General features: G+C 37.6%; 17 protein-coding genes and 1 pseudogene. 12 read left to right on the top strand and 6 right to left on the bottom strand.

All coding sequences use genetic code 11. The features are described 5' to 3' along the window. Window positions 1-2 precede the first annotated feature (2 nt). Both ACG59Z_RS01830 and ACG59Z_RS01825 read right to left on the bottom strand, forming a co-directional pair. Window positions 3-950, bottom strand: a complete 948-nt coding sequence (locus tag ACG59Z_RS01830) for a metal-dependent hydrolase (RefSeq protein ID WP_400197686.1) — start codon at window positions 948-950, stop codon at window positions 3-5. Between the two features lie 22 nt (window positions 951-972). Further along, window positions 973-2,013 carry an NAD-dependent epimerase/dehydratase family protein gene (locus ACG59Z_RS01825; protein WP_400197684.1) on the bottom strand — a complete coding sequence of 347 codons (1,041 nt, stop codon included), beginning with the start codon at window positions 2,011-2,013 and terminating at the stop codon, window positions 973-975. Window positions 2,014-2,177: 164 nt separating this feature from the next. On the opposite strand from ACG59Z_RS01825, the gene ACG59Z_RS01820 reads away from it, so the two are divergent. The 3 genes from ACG59Z_RS01820 to ACG59Z_RS01810 all read left to right on the top strand — a co-directional run bounded on the left by ACG59Z_RS01820 (window position 2,178) and on the right by ACG59Z_RS01810 (window position 6,642). Next, the gene (locus tag ACG59Z_RS01820) at window positions 2,178-3,197 is read left to right on the top strand and encodes an AraC family transcriptional regulator (protein WP_400197683.1); all 1,020 of its coding nucleotides are present in this window, start codon (window positions 2,178-2,180) and stop codon (window positions 3,195-3,197) included. Between the two features lie 165 nt (window positions 3,198-3,362). Beyond that, complete coding sequence (gene gltS, locus ACG59Z_RS01815; protein ID WP_400197681.1) at window positions 3,363-4,598, top strand: sodium/glutamate symporter; 1,236 nt, start codon at window positions 3,363-3,365, stop codon at window positions 4,596-4,598. Between the two features lie 208 nt (window positions 4,599-4,806). After that, complete coding sequence (locus ACG59Z_RS01810; protein ID WP_400197679.1) at window positions 4,807-6,642, top strand: monovalent cation:proton antiporter-2 (CPA2) family protein; 1,836 nt, start codon at window positions 4,807-4,809, stop codon at window positions 6,640-6,642. Window positions 6,643-6,710: 68 nt separating this feature from the next. On the opposite strand, the gene ACG59Z_RS01805 is transcribed toward ACG59Z_RS01810, so the two are convergent. Then, the gene (locus tag ACG59Z_RS01805) at window positions 6,711-7,613 is read right to left on the bottom strand and encodes an ATP-binding protein (RefSeq protein WP_400197678.1); all 903 of its coding nucleotides are present in this window, start codon (window positions 7,611-7,613) and stop codon (window positions 6,711-6,713) included. A 96-nt stretch (window positions 7,614-7,709) separates the two neighbouring features. Between ACG59Z_RS01805 and ACG59Z_RS01800 the strand changes: the two genes are divergently transcribed. The 3 genes from ACG59Z_RS01800 to ACG59Z_RS01790 all read left to right on the top strand — a co-directional run bounded on the left by ACG59Z_RS01800 (window position 7,710) and on the right by ACG59Z_RS01790 (window position 9,335). Then, window positions 7,710-8,408, top strand: coding sequence for a FadR/GntR family transcriptional regulator (locus tag ACG59Z_RS01800; protein ID WP_400197677.1), 699 nt, complete (start codon window positions 7,710-7,712; stop codon window positions 8,406-8,408). Window positions 8,409-8,495: 87 nt separating this feature from the next. After that, on the top strand, window positions 8,496-8,645 hold the full coding sequence (locus ACG59Z_RS01795) for a hypothetical protein (protein ID WP_400197676.1): 150 nt from the start codon (window positions 8,496-8,498) through the stop codon (window positions 8,643-8,645). A 3-nt stretch (window positions 8,646-8,648) separates the two neighbouring features. After that, window positions 8,649-9,335: a metallophosphoesterase gene (locus ACG59Z_RS01790; RefSeq protein ID WP_400197674.1), complete on the top strand. Its 687-nt coding sequence runs from the start codon at window positions 8,649-8,651 to the stop codon at window positions 9,333-9,335. An 18-nt stretch (window positions 9,336-9,353) separates the two neighbouring features. Here the strand turns inward: ACG59Z_RS01790 and ACG59Z_RS01785 are convergent, their stop codons facing one another. The 3 genes from ACG59Z_RS01785 to ACG59Z_RS01775 all read right to left on the bottom strand — a co-directional run bounded on the left by ACG59Z_RS01785 (window position 9,354) and on the right by ACG59Z_RS01775 (window position 11,471). Then, a complete protein-coding gene (locus ACG59Z_RS01785) occupies window positions 9,354-10,187 on the bottom strand; it encodes an SDR family NAD(P)-dependent oxidoreductase (RefSeq protein ID WP_400197673.1) in 834 nt (277 codons plus the stop codon). A gap of 33 nt (window positions 10,188-10,220) precedes the next feature. After that, window positions 10,221-10,622: a DoxX-like family protein gene (locus ACG59Z_RS01780; RefSeq protein WP_400197671.1), complete on the bottom strand. Its 402-nt coding sequence runs from the start codon at window positions 10,620-10,622 to the stop codon at window positions 10,221-10,223. Between the two features lie 210 nt (window positions 10,623-10,832). Further along, window positions 10,833-11,471 (bottom strand): TetR/AcrR family transcriptional regulator, encoded by a 639-nt coding sequence (locus ACG59Z_RS01775; RefSeq protein WP_400197670.1) that lies wholly within the window; start codon window positions 11,469-11,471, stop codon window positions 10,833-10,835. A gap of 582 nt (window positions 11,472-12,053) precedes the next feature. Between ACG59Z_RS01775 and csuAB the strand changes: the two genes are divergently transcribed. The 6 genes and pseudogenes from csuAB to csuE all read left to right on the top strand — a co-directional run bounded on the left by csuAB (window position 12,054) and on the right by csuE (window position 18,070). Continuing rightward, window positions 12,054-12,590 (top strand): Csu fimbrial major subunit CsuAB, encoded by a 537-nt coding sequence (gene csuAB, locus ACG59Z_RS01770; protein ID WP_002049140.1) that lies wholly within the window; start codon window positions 12,054-12,056, stop codon window positions 12,588-12,590. A gap of 72 nt (window positions 12,591-12,662) precedes the next feature. Beyond that, window positions 12,663-13,211, top strand: coding sequence for a spore coat protein U domain-containing protein (locus ACG59Z_RS01765; protein ID WP_400198015.1), 549 nt, complete (start codon window positions 12,663-12,665; stop codon window positions 13,209-13,211). A 4-nt stretch (window positions 13,212-13,215) separates the two neighbouring features. Continuing rightward, the gene (locus tag ACG59Z_RS01760) at window positions 13,216-13,734 is read left to right on the top strand and encodes a spore coat U domain-containing protein (RefSeq protein WP_400197669.1); all 519 of its coding nucleotides are present in this window, start codon (window positions 13,216-13,218) and stop codon (window positions 13,732-13,734) included. After that, window positions 13,728-14,561 (top strand): Csu fimbrial biogenesis chaperone CsuC, encoded by an 834-nt coding sequence (gene csuC, locus ACG59Z_RS01755; RefSeq protein WP_400197667.1) that lies wholly within the window; start codon window positions 13,728-13,730, stop codon window positions 14,559-14,561. The genes ACG59Z_RS01760 and csuC overlap by 7 nt, the downstream gene beginning before the upstream one ends. Beyond that, window positions 14,558-17,054: pseudogene (gene csuD / locus ACG59Z_RS01750) on the top strand (Csu fimbrial usher CsuD). Before csuC ends, csuD begins: the two are co-directional and overlap by 4 nt. After that, on the top strand, window positions 17,051-18,070 hold the full coding sequence (csuE, locus tag ACG59Z_RS01745) for a Csu fimbrial tip adhesin CsuE (protein ID WP_263614106.1): 1,020 nt from the start codon (window positions 17,051-17,053) through the stop codon (window positions 18,068-18,070). The pseudogene csuD and the gene csuE overlap by 4 nt, the downstream one beginning before the upstream one ends. The last annotated feature ends 45 nt before the right edge of the window (window positions 18,071-18,115 follow it).

Raw genomic sequence — 18,115 nt, 5'->3', positions numbered from 1 at the left:
GCTCAGCTTTTCATTTTTGAAGAAAGCGCTTTGGCGTAAGCCTCTGCGGCTAATTGAGCTGCTGGTGACTGAGCTAAATAAGCTAAAGCTTTTTCGACATCACCATCATGTTCAGGGTGATAACTTAATTTGCTCCATCCTTTTAAAGCAGTCAAAATCATGCCGAGATCAGGTAAGCTTTTCTTTTTCTTTGCAGTTTTTTGAAATAGCCAAACTAAAGCCAATGGATTTTTTTTAGCAATTTTTTGGGCTTCTTTGGTACCATCGAGATGACAAAGATAGACCGTTGAACCGAGCCAGAACCCAACCATTGCAGCAAAAGCAAACCCCATGCTGAGCTGTCTACCTAAATAGCCTCTAACGCCGTCTCCAGCTAAAGCGCGATAAGCATCATAGCCAACTGTGCGATGCTCAACTTCTTCGGCGCCATGCCAGCGTACAATATCTAGCATGGCTGGATCTGCACCTTCTAGACCTTCTGCATCTAGAGCCCATGTGCCAAAGAAACAAAAATAGTGTTCAAGCCCTGCAATAATGCCCATACGAAAAGCGAGCCACTGTTTTGGATAACGCTTAAAAGGACCATAAATTCCAAACGGCGTGTCGCCCATAAAGCCATCTTTAAAGAACCAGTTTAAAAAATCTTTAAATGGTGTTGGGTCTATGCCATGAGTCTGAAAATAAATCTCTGCACCTTTATGGGCATTGGCATGGGCCGCTTCTTGGGCAATAAAACCACGGATATCTGCTTTTAGGTTTTTATCTTCAACATAGGGCAACGTTTTGTTTGCAAGGCGACAAAACCAGTGCTCAACAGCAGGTAAAAGAACGTGCATGCTGTTCAGCACATGTGTCGTTAACACATCATTTGGAACCCAATGCCGAGGTGTTTGAGAAAAATCAAACTGTACTTTCCGTGCAACAATATGATGATCAATAAATGTGCTCATAGTAGAATCCTGCCTACTTAAATCAGATCGAAATTGACTCAATTTTTTTGATCAAGCTACGAGATTTGACGTAACCATTGGCTGCAAACCACTGCAATGCATCACGTACTGCAATTTCAACGGGCGTTTGAGGAAGTCCAAGCTCTTGAATGGCTTTTGTACAATTAAATGAGGTACCGAGCTGACCGATTTTGGCTGCTGAAGGGGTCACAAGGGGAGCTTTATGAGTAATATGCTCGGTTACCCACAAAGCTGCATGGCCTGCAAGTTGAGATGAGACGCCTTCAACTACACTTGGAATGGTCATTACTGGGCGCCAGATGCCTAAGAGCTGATGAACTGTTTTTGCCATTGCTACGCCGTCAAGATCTCGATTACCTAAAATATAGGTTTCACCACTTCTACCTTTTTGCGCAGCCAAGACATGGCCTTTTGCTACATCGCGTACATCAACCATATTGTTAATTGCACCCGGTACAGCAAGGGCAGGCATGGTAGCGATGGTGAGTAATAGTTTTCCTGTCGGGGTTGGGGCAATATCTTGAGGACCAATTGGACCTGTCGGGCAGACAATCACAATATCTAAGCCGCCCGCGGCAAACTGTAAGGCAACCTGATGTGCTTCAAATTTTGTTAAAACGTATGCATCTCCAGTCGAGCCTAAAGCAAATGGACTTGTTTCGGTGGCCTGAATGCCTTTTGGTTGACCTGCAAAACATGCGCCTGTACTGGTGTAAACAACACGTTTAACACCAGCCTTTTTTGCAGCATTGAGTACGGTTCGTGTTCCTTCAACATTGACTTTACGCATAAGCTCAGGCTTTGGAAGCCATAAGGCATAAATTGCGGCAGTATGAAAAACCAAATCACAACCAGATACTGCTTCATCCATTTTTGCTGGGTCGGTAATGTCGCCTGCAATTAACTCAACATCTAACCCTTCTAAATTGGTTAATTTTTCTTGAGGTAAATGCAGTACACGTACTTCGTAATTTTCGTTGAGTAAAGTACGTACAATGTGGGAACCAATAAAACCAGCACCACCAGTAACCAGAGCTTTCATATTTCACCAATCTTTATTAGATTTTTATCCTGTACAAAATGGATAAAAATGCGGCAACTTAGTAAGAGGTACTATGCCGAATCTGAAATATGTGTCATAGTTCTGGAAATGACAGTTTTGACCATTTCACGACATTTTATCGAGAAAAATAAAGAGAGCGTATTGTGAATCCGTCTTTACCTGGAACCTATGTCAGCCTTATGGCTGATGTCGTCCAAAAGCTAAATGTATCTCCTGAAGAACTCTTGGAAGGAAGTGGAGTTTCTGTTGAGCAACTGTTGGAGCCCTTTTGGTATTTAGATTTCAATATCTTTAATGATCTACTGAATAGAGCAGTCGAACTGACCAATGAGCCTGCATTAGGTATTTATCTTGGCCTGCAAATGACCGTGTCTTGTCATGGTTCGGTTGGTCTTGCTGCAATGGTTTCACAAAATTTGGGTGAAGCTTTAAATGTCATGGAACAGTTCATTGGACTACGTTGTCCGGCGTTAAAGCCACGTCTTGAAATAGAAAACGATTTAGCTTTTTTATATTTAGATCAACCCATGACAAACTTTAAAATGGGTATTGTAGGGATGACATTTTTAATGGTGGGCTTTGCTCAAATGTCGAATGCCATTACTGGACAAAAACTAGAAATAAAAGCCGAACTAAATTACCCAGAACCTGCTTTCTTAGAACAAGTTCAAGAATTATTGCCATGTGAAATTCAATTTAATCAGCCATTCAACCGATTGGTTTTTTCTGAAGCATTTTTGGCTCTGCCATTAATTATGGCTGACCCATTGGCGGCACGTTTAGCCCGTGAACAGTGTAAGCATGATTTAAACAAGTTAGCTGCTAAACGTGGAGAAAAACACCCACTGACGGCTTTAGTGCGTGAGTTACTTTTTGATGAAGTAGAAGGCTTCTTTAAAATGAAAGATGTTGCGGAAAAGTTGCATTTAACTGAGCGAACTTTACAACGTCAGTTAGCAAAAGAAGGGGTTACTTTCCAAGTATTGTTAGACCAAGTCCGAGAGCGTCACGCAAAAAAATTATTAAATCATCATGAATATAGTATTTCTTATATTTCTGAGAAACTAGGTTATTCCGAAGTCACACATTTTACGCGGGCATTTAAGCGTTGGACTAATCAGACTCCCAAGCAATATCGAAATTTAAGAGAGAGCACATCGTAATTTTTTACTAAATACTCAAAATAATAATTTGATTTATTTAGATATTCTTAAATAAATAGGGATTTTGTAAAGTTTGTTTGTGTTTTTTTTAAATATGCAAAAATAAAATATAATTATTTTACAATCGATTAGGAATGTAATCAGAAAGTAGTCTATGTAATATATATGGAATTTGTTTTTAATGGTTTTTATACGCTAATTTCGGCGGTCATTGTTTTATTGTTGGGCCGCTTTCTTGTCAATCGGATTGATTTTTTAAAACGTTATAATATCCCTGAACCTGTAGCGGGTGGTTTGGTTGCTGCTGTAGTTTCTTTACTTGTCCACACTTTGTGGGGGTACAGCATTGTTTTTAGTAGCGAATTACAAACCAGCTTTATGCTCGTGTTCTTTGCTTCAATTGGTTTAAGTGCCAATTTTATGAAGCTTAAAGAAGGTGGTACTGCTTTAGTCATCTTCTTAATTTGTGTGGCCTCATTTATTGTTGTGCAAAATGCTGTTGGTATGAGCCTTGCGACTTTATTGGGTTTAGACCCACTGATTGGTTTGATTGCAGGTTCAATCACTTTAACGGGTGGTCATGGTACAGCAGGTGCATGGGGTGAAATCTTAGAAAGTCAGCATGGCATTCAAGGTGCTTTAGCACTAGGCATGGCGAGTGCAACTTTTGGTTTGATTATTGGAGGTGTGATTGGTGGACCGTTAGCTAAATTACTTATTAACCGTTATAGCCTTGCTCAACCAAAAACCAATGCTGAAATCCAACATCGTGATACGCATGTTGAACAAAATTCAGATGACCTTGCGCCGTTTGAAAACCCGCATCAGGTTCGTTTAATTACAGCCGATAATGCAATTACCACGCTGGGTATGTTTGCAGCGTGTTTAGCGTTTGCTGAATTTATGACTGGCTTTAGTAAGGGAACTTGGTTTGAGTTACCAACTTTCGTTTGGGCACTTGGTGGTGGTGTAATCTTAAGAAATATTTTAGAGAGCGTGTTGAAAATTGATATTTTTGACCGTGCGATTGATGTTTTTGGTAATGCATCTTTGTCGCTTTATTTAGCAATGGCATTGCTTTCATTAAAGCTTTGGCAACTTGCCGACCTAGCTGGCCCCTTAGTTGTAATTTTGGGTGCGCAAACAATTACGATGGCTTTATATGCGGCATTTGTGACGTTCCGCGTCATGGGAAAAAACTACGATGCAGCAGTATTGGCAGCAGGTCATTGTGGTTTCGGTATGGGTGCGACACCAACAGCCGTGGCAAATATGCAAGCGATTACCAACATGTATGGTCCATCGCATAAGGCATTTTTAATTGTTCCACTTTGTGGTGCATTCTTCGTCGATTTAATTAATGCGACAGTGATTCAGCTCATGTTGAAATTTATTGCTTAATTAAAAAAGCCCGTAAGGGCTTTTTTTTTATGGGTGCTTGTTTATGAATATTAAGATGAATAGATATTTTTTATACATATAGGCTTAATTTTCAATTTTGGGTGATTTAAGCCATTTTGTTTTTAGGACACTTTTTCTCAAAACTAATAATCGCCCCCAAAGCTCGTTTCACTTAGAATAAATTGCAGATAAATAAAAAGAGAAATGTATGAGCTCAGAAGCACATTCAATTAGCTTGGTTGCCCCCGTAGTTTTATTGGCAGCAGCTGTTATTGCAGTCCCTATTTTTAAACGTATTGGTTTAGGTTCAGTATTAGGTTATTTAATTGCGGGTCTGGTTATTGGCCCATTCGGTTTCGCCTTTTTTCAGGATTCCACCGCAATTTTGCATATTGCCGAATTAGGAATTGTGATGTACCTATTTGTGATTGGTTTGGAAATGCAGCCATCACATTTATGGAGTCTTAGGCGCGAAATTTTCGGCCTTGGTACGCTACAAATTATCATTTGTGCGCTGGCTTTGACTGGCGTCGGGTTGTTGTTTGGTTTTACGTGGCAAGTCGCTTTTATTGGTGCGGCAGGGTTTGTATTAACCTCGACTGCCATTGTGATGCAGTTATTGGGCGATCGCGGTGACTTAACTCAACCTCGTGGGCAAAAAATTGTAGCCATCTTACTTTTTGAAGATTTATTGATTGTGCCTTTGCTGGCTATTGTCGCTTTTATGGCACCAAATCATGTGGTCGAAAGCACAGCGGTACGTCTAGAAAATATAGGAATTGGTTTACTCGCAATTGCAGGTCTGATTGCGGCAGGGTATTGGTTACTGAACCCATTATTTAGGCTTTTGGCTGCCGCTAAAGCCCGAGAAGTTATGACTGCTGCCGCTCTACTGGTTGTATTAGGTGCTGCGTTACTGATGCAAGTCAGCGGTTTGACCATGGCGATGGGTGCTTTCTTGGCGGGTGTGCTTTTATCTGAATCGACCTTTAGACATCAAATTGAAGCCGATATTGAACCGTTCCGTGGAATCTTGCTGGGTCTCTTTTTCCTTGGCGTGGGTATGTCACTGGACTTATCAGTGGTTGCGCAAAACTGGCAACTGATTGTGAGTGGGGTAATTGCCCTGATGTTTGTCAAAGCCCTCATGATTTATATAGTCGCCCGAGTAACGAAAAGCTCTCATACAGAAGCGTTGGATCGCGCTTTACTCATGGCGCAAGGGGGCGAGTTTGCCTTTGTACTTTTCTCTGCCGCACTAAGTGCACAAGTTATTGATAGTACTGTTAAATCTAACTTAACCGCGATTGTTGTGCTTTCAATGGTGTTGACCCCAATTGTTGGTATTATTTTCAAACGTTTTACTCAAGCGAAAACAAAGGTTTCATTAGAAAATATTAATATTGCCGACGGGCTAAGTGGCAGCGTTTTAATGATTGGTTTCGGGCGGTTTGGGCAGGTCACCAGTCAATTATTATTAGCAAGAGGTGTCGATGTCACCATTATTGATAATAATACCGACATGATTCGAAACGCAGAAAAATTTGGTTTTAAAATTTATTATGGCGATGGTTGCCGCCTAGATATTTTACATGCTTCCGGTGCTGCAACAGCACAGGCGATTGTGGTGTGTGTAGATAGCAAGGAAACGACCAATCGAATCGTAGAACTTGTGACTCACGAATTTCCTTTAGCAAAATTATTAGTCCGCTCATATGACCGCGAGCATTCACTACATTTAGTCAAACAAAAAGTGGACTTTATGATTCGTGAAACATTTGAATCTGCGATTAAGTTTGGCGGCGTGATTTTGCAAGAACTGGGTGTCGATGAAGACGAAGTAGAAAGAATTACCGAAGAAATTCGAGATTTAGATAACGAGCGTTTTGAAACTGAAATCGCAGCAGATGACGTAAATGCGGGAGCTGGTATGCAATATACACATACTCATCATCCAAGACCGACGGCGCCATTGATTCGACCAAAACAAGAAGGACGTATTCTAAATAAAGATAATGTCTCGGATAATGATAACGTAGATTAATATAAGGCTCAGTAAAAGCACTTTTTAGCAAACTTTTACTGAGCCATTTTATGGTGAGAATGACGTATTTAAACCGTTAAATCTGCTGCGCTCAGCATTTCTTGACCTACAATCATTTTAGCAAATTGATTGGCAATTCTTCCTGAACGGTTACCTTGCTGAGTTGCATATTGAATAGCTTTTAACTGAACTGTTTCCCAGCTTTCATGCTGCTGCCATTTATATTCATTTAGCCAGTATTGAACTGTTTTTAAATACTCCTGCTGGCTAAAACCATAGAAATTAATTTGTAGACCAAATCTGTCTGCCAAAGAAATCTTTTGTTCAATGCTATCCCCAGGGCGTAACTCGCCGTTTTCACCCACATTTAACTCGGTATTATCTTTATTGTACTCGGCTACCATATGCTTCCGATTTGACGTTGCATAAATGAGGGTATTATCCGAACTAGAGGCCAGTGAGCCGTCTAATACAGTTTTTAAAGTTGCATAACTTGTGTCGCCAGCTTCAAATGCCAAATCATCACAGAAAATGATAAAGCGCTCATCACGATCTTGCAGTAAGTTAATGATTTTAGGTAAATCTTCTAAGTACTTTTTCTCAAGTTCAATTACTCGAAGGCCCAAGTGGTGATATTCATTTAAACAGGCTTTTACAATAGAAGACTTACCTGTGCCACGTGAGCCAGTCATCAATACATTATTTGCCAATAATCCTTTTGCAAAAGCTTCGGTGTTTAACTTCACTTTGGTGAGCTGGTTGTCGATATTGCATAGATGATTAAAAGAAATGAGTTGAGGCTTGCGTATAGCAATGAGTGAACCTTTGTTATTTTCTCTTTCCCATCTAAAGGCAATCGCTTCATCTAGTACATCTACCGAAATTTCTTGGCCTTTAGAAATCTTTTCGACGGCCTGAGTAAGCTTTTGGATTTCAAAAATAAGATTTGAAATTGTCTGACTTAATTCCATGAGCTCAACCTTTAAAAATGTATGAAAGAGAATTTGAACAATTAAACATAGGATGATAGTATCACCGTATGTTTTAGCTTGCTAGTACCAATTTTAATGATTGAGCAAATCCAAAAAAGATCTCTCGTAGACGAAGTGATTCATGTTGTACGTCAGAATATTAAAAATGACATGTGGAAAGTAGACGAGAAAATTCCAACTGAACCCGAGCTTGTGCAAGGTTTAGGTGTGGGCCGAAACACCATTCGTGAAGCAATTAAAATTTTAGAATATTTAGGTGTTTTAGAGGTCAAACAGGGGCTGGGTACCTTTGTACGAACTAAAAATGATTTTTCGATTGTCATTAATTCCATTCATCATTCTGATTTATATGAACACCTAGAAGTGAGGTGTTTATTAGAAATTGAGATTGCAAAATTGGCTGCTCGACACAGTACGCCTGAAGACATGCGTGAAGTTATAGAGTGCTTAGAAAATAGAGCTAGAACAAATGAAGAAGATGTTGCGAACTTCATGTTAAGTGATAAAAAACTGCATTTGGCAATTGCTAAGGCAACTCATAATAAAGCCTTGCAAGCAACCTATGAGTATTTCTTAAACTCAAGCTATCAATACACTTTAGAGTTAGTCACCAATAAAAACTTACCTGACCCAAATCAGCACATACATAGCGAACTCGTTCAAGCCATTTCCAATAAATCTGAGACAGAAGCTATGCGTATTGCTGAGTCCATGTTGGCTCCAATATTACGCGCGTTAGATGTAATCAAAGCTGACCCTACCCAAAAGAACTAAATAGATAGACCAAATACGATGAGTTTTATGATTGTTTCGAATAATTTTGAGGTTCCTTACTATTTAAGTCTTAGGAAAGAGAAGGGTATGACTGCTTACTATTGGGCAACTCATCAATCTCACCTAGCTTTATTTGAAACTTATGAGTTGGCTTATCGGTTTTATTTTCCATCGCGACATATTCTGATTCGAAGTGAAATTAAAGCTTTTGCTCAACATGTTGAAAATAAAGTTTAAACCATGAAAGAGATGTGTACGGTCATTCAAAATGCTGATTTAAAATATCAAAATATATATGTAGTCGGCGATATACACGGCTGTTATTCACTTTTAATGGATGCGCTTGCAAACGTTAATTTTAACTTTGAGCAAGATTTATTAATTAGTGTCGGTGATATAGTCGATAAAGGGCCGCAGAGTTACCAGTGCCTTGAGCTGATAGAAAAGAAGTGGTTTACCATGGTTCGAGGTAACCATGAAGAACTATGTATTCAAGGTAACTATAATTCCTTCTTCCGTAAAATTCATAAAAAGTATGGCGGTGAATGGTTCTATGCATTAGAGAATACTGCAAGAAACCAAATTGTTGCGAAGCTAAAAAAGCTCCCCATAATGCTTGAGCTGCATACACGCCGAAAAAAGATTGGTATTGTTCATGGCGATATTCAACTCGATGACTGGAACGCACTGAAAGCTCGCGTTGAAGTGCAACATTCGGATGTAACCAACACATTTTTAACTTATGCCGATGTTCTGTGGGGTAGGTCCCGAATAAAAAATAATAAAGATTACGGCACCGTTCAAAATATTGACGAAGTTTATTTAGGCCACACTGTTGTTGAAACTATGGTTAAGCGTAATAACTGCTTTTATATCGATACGGGTGCCTATCAATCAAACCGTCTTACTTTAGTGAAGTTAGATTAATAATCATATTAAACTAACCTAGAGATGCTCTAACGCCGTGCCTTTAACTGGGTTTCTACGCCAGTAATAAGGTTGCAAAAATCTAAGAAAAAGCTTCCAAGGTGTAATCCACGCGATGCGTCGGTTAGCTTTTTTGTTTTGCATAATTTGCTTTGCTAAATACGCACAAACCACTTCTGGTGAATCAATCACAAAGAAAAATAACCGTTTCATCTTTTTCCAGTTTTGGATATTTCCGTTAGTCCAAGACGAAACTAATAAATCGGTTGCCACCATGCCCGGACTTAGTGTGCCAGTTAAAATTGCTGTCGATTTGGTCTCTTTATAAAGTGCTTTACTAAAATAACTTACCGCTCGTTTTGTGGTTGCATAGGGAGTCATACCTGCACTCCATTCACCGTTGCTTCCCCAACCTTCCATGTTGAAGATTTGGCCATAACCTTGTTTGAGCATCCCTTTTAAAGCGACTTGCGAACCGAGCATCGTACCTAAAATATTGGTTGAAACAGCTGCGTTTAATTCATCAGGTTGAAGGTCAATAAAGTCTTTCGTTGGGTGGCAGCTGCCTGCGTTATTAATCCATACATTGACTTGTCCAAAATGCTGAATTGCTCCATCCCATAAGGCTTGTACATCCGCAATTTGTGTCACATCACAGCATAAGCCAATAAACTTCTCTTTATTGAATTGAGTTTCTAAATGAGAAAGAGCATGGTGAAGATGCTTCGTGTTCCGTCCAGCGATGACAACTGAACATTCCAGCTCTAAAAAAGCGTGGGCGAGTGCTAAACCAATACCTTTTGTGCTTCCAGTGATAACTACACAGCCAACTTCACGACTAGATAAACTCATTGAAATCTCTATAAATTTTTTAAAAACTTAATGCTATTGAGCAGCTTTATGAAAATGAGTTGTTTGCTCTTTTAATAAAAGCAAATAGATAATTGATAAACTTATCATCGAAATATTCATTACGATAGGGTTATAAGGCGAGATAAGTGTAGGTGGTTTTAAAACACCAATTAAGAGCAGTAAGCCGAATAAACCTAAAATACTTAAATAGTGAATATATTTATGAGTAGAAAAAAGAAACAATAAACCAAAAATAATTTCAGCTATACCGCTCGCACGCCCTGCAAGTTTTGCATACTCAAAAGAAAGTCCGATGGTTTGCCATACAAATATTTCATCAGAGTTAATAAAAATTAGTTTAGGAACGAGTCCTTGATAAATCCATAAGAAAGCAAGAATAAAGTTTATAAATTTTAATGATTTAGCATTGTTCATTAAGATTCTCTAAAAGTTCAAAATTTCAATTTTCATTAGTGCGACTATTATGTTTTGATTTAATTTATTCTTCAACAGAAAATAAGATGAGCTTATTTTGTAATCATTTTTTATGGTTGTTTTTTTAACAGTAATGTAGGGCTAGGATAGAAAAAGTCTATTTTAATTTTATATTAAAAACATAGGAGAAGTGCTCCTATGTTTTTAATCTTATGGTTCACTAACTAATCTTGATATATTTTTTAAAAGTATATTTCTTAGGAATTCTTTATAACATTCATCTGTATTTTTGTTTGAATGTTGAACTAAATAACCGTTGAGTTGTGTAATTATAATTATGGCTCTTTCTTTATATTCTTCTGATGAAATTTCATTATGAATAGGAAGGATGATTTTATATATAAGTTCAAAATTATACTTTTGTATGATTGACAAAGAATCATATACATAGGGTAAGTGGTCTGAAATAGAAAAGACCTCTTTAAATGTATGCGTAATGACCGGTTGTTCAATTTCATATATTATATTGGTAATAATATTCATAAACCGATGTAAAGGTGGCTCATTTGCATTTAAGTTGATTAAAATTTCAATTCGCTGTATGTAATCGCAAATTAATTTATTAAGTAACGCTTTTAATAAAATATCTTTATTTTTGAAATAATGCTGTAAGGTGCTTAAACTAATATTTGATTGAGCTGCAACTCCTCGCATACTAAAACCAGAATAACCTTTCGTAAGGAAAACTATTTCAGCATTTCTTAAGATTTGCTTTATTCTTTCTTGTCCTTTTAGTGTGGTAAAGGACTTCTTTATTTGCATAGTATCAAAGGTATCAATTTTGATCATTATCCAGCCTGTAAGTACTATTTAAAAAAAGCATTCTAAACCATGAAATTAGAAAAATATAAATAAAATATTTAAATTCTATTAAACTAAATATAGGTCAATTGACCTATATTAAAAAACTATAGGTCAATTGACTCAATTAAAAACCAAAAAATAGGTCAAATGACTTAGTTTTGTTTGTTTAGTAGTAGTTAAAATAGGTCAACCTACCTATTTTAAGAAAGATAATTAATATTAAATATTATAAAATTTATAAACATTTGTATTTAAATGAATATTTTGGTTTTTTGATTAAAAAAAGAATATTTGTTTTTACTAATTTTTAGCCATTTTTCTAAAGTAGGGGTGGGTATTTAATCAGGCATTTTTATAAGAATTCAAAAATTGATTTTAAATAACACAACATAGTCTTTTTGTAATGTGTGTATACAAGTTAAATAATTGTTATTAAATTGTGAAGAGAATCACACAATAGTAAAAGGTAGTTTGTTTTATATATAAAACAAATTGGACATATTTTATTTATCACGTTTGATTCATTTTGTTCTACAAAACTAATCATTATATATGTAGGTTATGAATATGAAAAACATTCAGAAATCACTTCTTGCAGCATTAATAGTTGCTGGTTATGCGGTAAATACTCAAGCGGCTGTTACTGGACAGGTTGACGTTAAATTAAATATCTCAACAGGCTGTACTGTAGGTGGTAGTCAAACTGAAGGGAATATGAACAAGTTTGGTACTTTAGATTTTGGTAAAACTTCCGGTACTTGGAACAACGTATTAACAGCTGAAGTCGCTTCAGCAGCAACAGGCGGTAATATTTCTGTTACTTGTGACGGCACGGATCCTGTTGATTTTACAGTTGCAATTGATGGTGGTGAACGTACAGACCGCACTTTAAAAAATACTGCTTCTGCTGATGTAGTTGCATATAACGTTTACCGCGATGCTGCTCGTACAAACCTTTATGTTGTAAACCAGCCACAACAGTTCACTACAGTGAGTGGCCAAGCTACAGCGGTACCAATTTTCGGTGCAATCGCTCCAAACACTGGCACAGCAAAAGCTCAAGGTGATTATAAAGATACTCTATTAGTTACTGTAAATTTCTAAATATAAAAGAAATAATTAATTGAGTAGCAGGTTTACTTAAAAGTGAGTGAACCTGTTTTAAATGGAGGGAAGATGATATTCAATCGTGGTTCTATATTTATAATTTCTTATTTTTTAATTTCTTCATTAAATGCGGGTGGGATTGGAGCTAAATTAACAAATCAAATTGAATTATTACCCTCTTGTTCTATTAATAATAAAGTTGTTGAAAATAATACGACAAATTTAAATTTCGGAACTGTTGATTTTGGTGAAACCTCGACTGGTTTTAATGGGGTGATCGACGCAAGTTTGGTAAATAATGGAAACTCTGGTTTACAAATACAATGTGCTGGTATTTCTACTGTGAAAATAATATTTGGTTCTGGAAATAATGATAGTAAAGTTCCTACTTCATTTTCACAAAATTATTATCATGCATTAAGTAATGGTAGAGATTTTGTTGCTTATAACTTGCTCTATGGTTTAAATAAACAAGTGATTAGAGCGAACGATGCTTTTATTCTTAATGATATGAATACTAAAAAGAATATTGATATTTTTGGTCAAGCCATACACGATGGTGGACGTATATCTAAGGGTGAGTATACAGATATAGTGCCAATTACAATTGAGTTTTAAGAAAATGAAATATTTTTATTTTAAAGCAATATTATTGCTATCTGTAAGTCCATTTTTATATGCGGTAGATCCTCAATTAAATTCTAGTTTTAAAGTTCAAGCTAAAATTGAAAATGGATGTTCCATAGATAATATCGAACAAAAAATGGATTTTGGTCAGTATTCAGCTTTATCAAAAGATAAAGTCGTTTCCAATATTATAAATAGCAAAGAATCTTGGAATATCCGATGTACAGAAAGTTTGCCTGTTAGTATTTCTATAGATGGTGGTGAAAATCTACAGAATAATGTAAGACGCATGAAAAATGGTTCATCTTCGAATTATTTACCTTATAAATTATATAACTCTAGCAGTTTATCTACTGAATATATTGTTGGTAATAAATATTTATTGCCTGCCACAACACCTACAAACCGTCTGGCAAATTTTGAAATATATGGTGTCGTTGATTTAGAAAATAATAATGAACCACATACGGCCGGAATTTATAAAGATACTGTTTCAATAATGATTACATGGTGATTTGTATGAACAATTCTGCATTTATTAAAAATGGCATTTTAAACTCTTTTTTATTTGCAAGTACATTATCACTTGTTACACCTGTGATGGCACAAGCAACTTTTTTAATTTGGCCTATTTATCCAAAAATTGAAGCCAATGAAAAAGCAACTGCGGTTTGGCTCCAAAATACTGGCAAAACCGACGCGATGGTACAAATTCGGGTGTTTAAATGGAATCAAGAAGGTTTAAAAGATAACTATAGCGAGCAATCAGAAATTATACCTAGTCCACCTGTAGCTAAAATTAAAGCAGGTGAGAAGCATATGCTTCGTTTAACCAAAAGTTCCAATTTGCCAGACGGCAAAGAACAGTCATATCGTTTGATTGTAGATGAGTTACCGATTCGCCTTTCTGATGGAAACGAGCAAGACGCTTCTAAAGTGAGTTTCCAAATGCGTTACTCCATTCCGTTATTTGCCTATGGAAAAGGTATGGGTAGTGGTTTAACTGAAGAAAGCCAAAAAGCGAATGCAAAAAATCCTTTAGCCAAACCCGTTTTACAATGGTCAGTCCGCAACAATGATCAAGGCCAGTCTGAGCTATATTTAAAAAATAATGGACAGAAATTTGCTCGCCTTTCAGCACTTAAAACTTCAAAAACTGGCCATGATATTTCTTTAGGGAAAGCTGCTTTTGGCTATGTTTTATCGAATAGTACCGTGAAGTTTGCTATCGATAAATCGACTGCAAATGAGTTATTAAAAACTTCTAAAATTTATGGTGTTGATAGTTCGGGCATAAAACAAGAGTTGATCGAAATTAGCAAAATGGAGGATCCAACATGATCCTTCGGCATAATAATTTATGCAAAAGTATTTTGCTAATTTTGTTGTCGGGTGGATGTTTAAATATTCCAAATGTTGCTCTTGCTGGCGATTTACCTCCACCACCAAAAGATATTAACGAAATTAATCAACTGTTTAAGCTGTACCTAGACTTGGTTGTAAACCAATATTCAGTGCAGCAGGTTGTACCTGTTATTGTTAAAAATGATGAGTACTTCATACAAAAAAACAAGCTGATTGATGAGTTAGAAATTCAAATTCCTCAGGAGCTACTGACAAACAACGACACTGCTTTAACCAATCAAGATATCTTAACTTTGGGGTTTAGTGGTGATGCGAGTGACTGGATATCTTTAGATAAGTTGAAAGATGTAAGCTATGAATATCAATCATCAAACCAATATTTTAAGCTTAACTTTCCACCTGCTTGGATGCCGACTCAAGTTTTAGGTAAGGACTCATGGTATAAGCCTGTCGTTGCTCAGTCGGGCATAGGGCTACTCAATAACTATGATTTTTATACTTATAGGCCGTATCAGGGTGGATCAACCAGTAGTTTATTTACAGAGCAGCGTCTGTTCTCTCCGTTAGGGGTCATTAAAAACTCTGGTGTCTATGTCAAAAACCAATATAAAAATGAAGGTAATGCCGAGTCTTTAGACAATGACGGCTACCGTCGTTATGACACTTCTTGGCAATTTGATAACCAAAAGAATGCTACATCTTTTGTACTGGGTGACATTATTACCGGTAGTAAAACGACTTGGGGAAGTTCTGTCCGTCTAGGTGGTTTTCAGGTACAGAGAAACTATTCAACCCGACCAGATTTAATTACTTATCCCTTACCACAGTTTATTGGGCAAGCTGCTTTACCAAGTACAGTCGATTTAATTATTAATGGGCAAAAGACCAGCTCAACAGAAGTACAGTCTGGTCCGTTTATATTAAATAATGTTCCCTTTATTAATGGTAAAGGTGAAGCCGTTGTGGTTACGACCGATGCAGTCGGACGTCAGGTTACCACTGCCGTACCGTTTTATATTTCTAATACTTTGTTAAAGCCCGGCCTATTTGACTATTCATTATCCTTAGGGAAAATTCGTGAAGACTACGGACTTAAAAATTTCTCTTATGGAAAGTTTGCAAGTGCAGCCGACGCCCGTTATGGGGTAAATGACTGGTTGACTGTAGAAGGACGTACTGAGCTTTCCTCAGACTTACAGTTATTTGGTGCTGGGTCTGTACTCAAACTTGCAAACTTAGGTGTGCTGAGTGCTTCTTTTAGCCAAAGTAAGGCCGACAAATCTATGTCTGAAGATCGCACCAAAGACTTAGAGGGTAAGCAATATACGGTCGGGTACAGCTATAACCGTAATCGCTTTGGTTTTAGCATTAACCATAACCAGCGTGATGATGAATATACCGATCTTTCACGGCTGCAATATAGCAATTTAATTTCGGTCAATAGTAATAAAAGCTTAACGGCCAATACGTACTTTGCCACCAAAAACTCGGGAACCTTTGGGGTAGGTTATATCAATACCAAAGCAAATGACTTTAAAAACCGCTTTTTAAACTTGTCATGGGCACCTGTTTTACCGACCTATATGAATGGTGTGACCGTTTCACTCAGTGCCAACCGTGACTTTATCGAAAAAGAGTGGAGTGCTGCATTTCAGCTTTCGATACCACTGTTCCAGCGAAACGCGACTGTGAACTCGGGTTATGCATTTAATAAACAGGGCGATACGGGCTATGTTAATTTCAACCGTTCTGTACCGTCTGAGGGTGGTTTCGGAGTCGATTTAACCCGACGCTATAATGAAAATAGTGAAGATTTAAATCAGGCACGCGTCAATTACCGCAACAGTTATATTAATACTGACTTTGGTCTGTCTGGAAACCATGACTATAACTACTGGTTTGGTCTATCAGGTTCACTTATTTATATGGCGGGTGAGGTATTTGCTTCAAACCGTTTAGGCGATTCTTTTGCCTTGATTGATACCAACCAAGTACCGGACGTTTTGGTTCGATACGAAAACAGTTTAATTGGCCGCAGTAATAAAAGGACATATTTTTGTGCCGTCGGTGACGCCTTATTATTCGGGTAAATACAGCGTCGACCCAATCGATTTACCTTCAAACTTCACCATCACGCAAGTTGAACAACGTATTGCTGCTAAACGCGGCTCGGGTGTTGTGATTAAGTTCCCAGTTCATCAGTCTATTGCTGCCAACGTTTATTTAACTCAAGCAGACGGCAAACCTATGCCTGTTGGTTCTGTGGTGCATAGAGCTGACCAAGAGTCATCTTATGTGGGAATGGATGGCATTGTCTATTTAGAAAACTTAAAACCGAACAATACCGTGACTGTTCAACGTTCAGATCAGAGCGTATGTAAGGCAGATTTTTCTGTAGATGTAGAACAAGCCAAGCAACAGATTGTGGTGGTTAAGCCTGTTATGTGTCATGAGGTATCTTTACCATGAAAATAAAAACAAAAAAATTACTCAGTCATTTATGTATGTTTTCTGGACTGATGCTGGCTGGAAATTTGGCTCATGCTGCATGTAGTGTGAGTGCTTCCGGTTCATCTTCTATTTCGGTTCCATCTATCTATTTAACGGAAAACGGTGAAAACTCTTCACAGTTTAATTCGGGTTTGTCGTGTACGGGTTTTAGCTTGGCTTTGGCGAACATGACCTATTTAAAATATCGGGTTGAGCAAATGTCGAATTCATTTACCAATGCTCAAACTGGGGAAAAACTCAATGCTGTTATTTTAGATAGTAACAATGAAATCATTAGCTTAGGCCAAGAAAAAGACATGAGTAGCTTTACGCTGGTCAATCTTTTTAGTGGGCCAGATGGCAACTTGCCTTTCTATATCCGCCTTCCGGCTGGGCAAAGTGTATCACCGGGTGTGTATCAAGCTGACTCACCATTAAAAGTAAAATGGTTTTATTCTGTACCCGCAGTTGCGATTGTGGGAATCGGGGTCTTCTTTGAAAGCCCAGGGTTTAGACGTGGGGCATTAGGAATTGGCTTTAACTGGGGAAGTGGAGCCGACTCGCTTGGTTCGCTCTCTATTACCGTACTTCCGGACTGCCGAATTTTAACGCAAGACGTAAACTTTGGTACGGCCGCTTTTGCTTCTAAGCTTGAGCCTGTGCAGTCGTCTATGGGAATCCGTTGCTCGGTAAATACCCCATACTATGTGAGTTTAAATAATGGACTTTCCCCGCAAAATGGCAACCAACGAGCGATGAAGTCACAAACGGGAAATACATATTTAAAATACGATATTTTCAAAAACTCATCGAATGACCGATGGGGTAGTGGTAACGAGCGTTGGTCGAGTTTAAATGCGACTCTTAACCCCGGTGTACATAACGGTGTGACGCAGCAGAGCTATGTGTTTACCACAAAAATTGTCGATGAAAATGCAGACACAGTACCAGCGGGAACGTATCAAGATACGGTTACGGTACAAGTCGAGTTTTAAAAGCTGATTTATATAGAAGATAAAAGCTCAGTTCATGGGCTTTTT

It is taken from the genome of Acinetobacter sp. ABJ_C1_1 (assembly GCF_044684115.1).
Lineage (GTDB): Bacteria > Pseudomonadota > Gammaproteobacteria > Pseudomonadales > Moraxellaceae > Acinetobacter > Acinetobacter nosocomialis_A.
The sequence above is the reverse complement of the archived record's forward strand: the minus strand, read 5'-3'. Positions and strand labels throughout refer to the sequence as shown.

What these genes read in the sequence shown, in the direction of transcription:
- ACG59Z_RS01830 (WP_400197686.1), bottom strand. Translation starts at nt 950, where the DNA reads ATGAGCACATTTATTGATCATCATATTGTTGCACGGAAAGTACAGTTT.
- ACG59Z_RS01825 (WP_400197684.1), bottom strand. Translation starts at nt 2,013, where the DNA reads ATGAAAGCTCTGGTTACTGGTGGTGCTGGTTTTATTGGTTCCCACATT.
- gltS (WP_400197681.1), top strand. Translation starts at nt 3,363, where the DNA reads ATGGAATTTGTTTTTAATGGTTTTTATACGCTAATTTCGGCGGTCATT.
- ACG59Z_RS01810 (WP_400197679.1), top strand. Translation starts at nt 4,807, where the DNA reads ATGAGCTCAGAAGCACATTCAATTAGCTTGGTTGCCCCCGTAGTTTTA.
- ACG59Z_RS01805 (WP_400197678.1), bottom strand. Translation starts at nt 7,613, where the DNA reads ATGGAATTAAGTCAGACAATTTCAAATCTTATTTTTGAAATCCAAAAG.
- ACG59Z_RS01800 (WP_400197677.1), top strand. Translation starts at nt 7,710, where the DNA reads ATGATTGAGCAAATCCAAAAAAGATCTCTCGTAGACGAAGTGATTCAT.
- ACG59Z_RS01795 (WP_400197676.1), top strand. Translation starts at nt 8,496, where the DNA reads ATGACTGCTTACTATTGGGCAACTCATCAATCTCACCTAGCTTTATTT.
- ACG59Z_RS01790 (WP_400197674.1), top strand. Translation starts at nt 8,649, where the DNA reads ATGAAAGAGATGTGTACGGTCATTCAAAATGCTGATTTAAAATATCAA.
- ACG59Z_RS01785 (WP_400197673.1), bottom strand. Translation starts at nt 10,187, where the DNA reads ATGAGTTTATCTAGTCGTGAAGTTGGCTGTGTAGTTATCACTGGAAGC.
- ACG59Z_RS01780 (WP_400197671.1), bottom strand. Translation starts at nt 10,622, where the DNA reads ATGAACAATGCTAAATCATTAAAATTTATAAACTTTATTCTTGCTTTC.
- ACG59Z_RS01775 (WP_400197670.1), bottom strand. Translation starts at nt 11,471, where the DNA reads ATGATCAAAATTGATACCTTTGATACTATGCAAATAAAGAAGTCCTTT.
- csuAB (WP_002049140.1), top strand. Translation starts at nt 12,054, where the DNA reads ATGAAAAACATTCAGAAATCACTTCTTGCAGCATTAATAGTTGCTGGT.
- ACG59Z_RS01765 (WP_400198015.1), top strand. Translation starts at nt 12,663, where the DNA reads ATGATATTCAATCGTGGTTCTATATTTATAATTTCTTATTTTTTAATT.
- ACG59Z_RS01760 (WP_400197669.1), top strand. Translation starts at nt 13,216, where the DNA reads ATGAAATATTTTTATTTTAAAGCAATATTATTGCTATCTGTAAGTCCA.
- csuC (WP_400197667.1), top strand. Translation starts at nt 13,728, where the DNA reads ATGGTGATTTGTATGAACAATTCTGCATTTATTAAAAATGGCATTTTA.
- csuE (WP_263614106.1), top strand. Translation starts at nt 17,051, where the DNA reads ATGAAAATAAAAACAAAAAAATTACTCAGTCATTTATGTATGTTTTCT.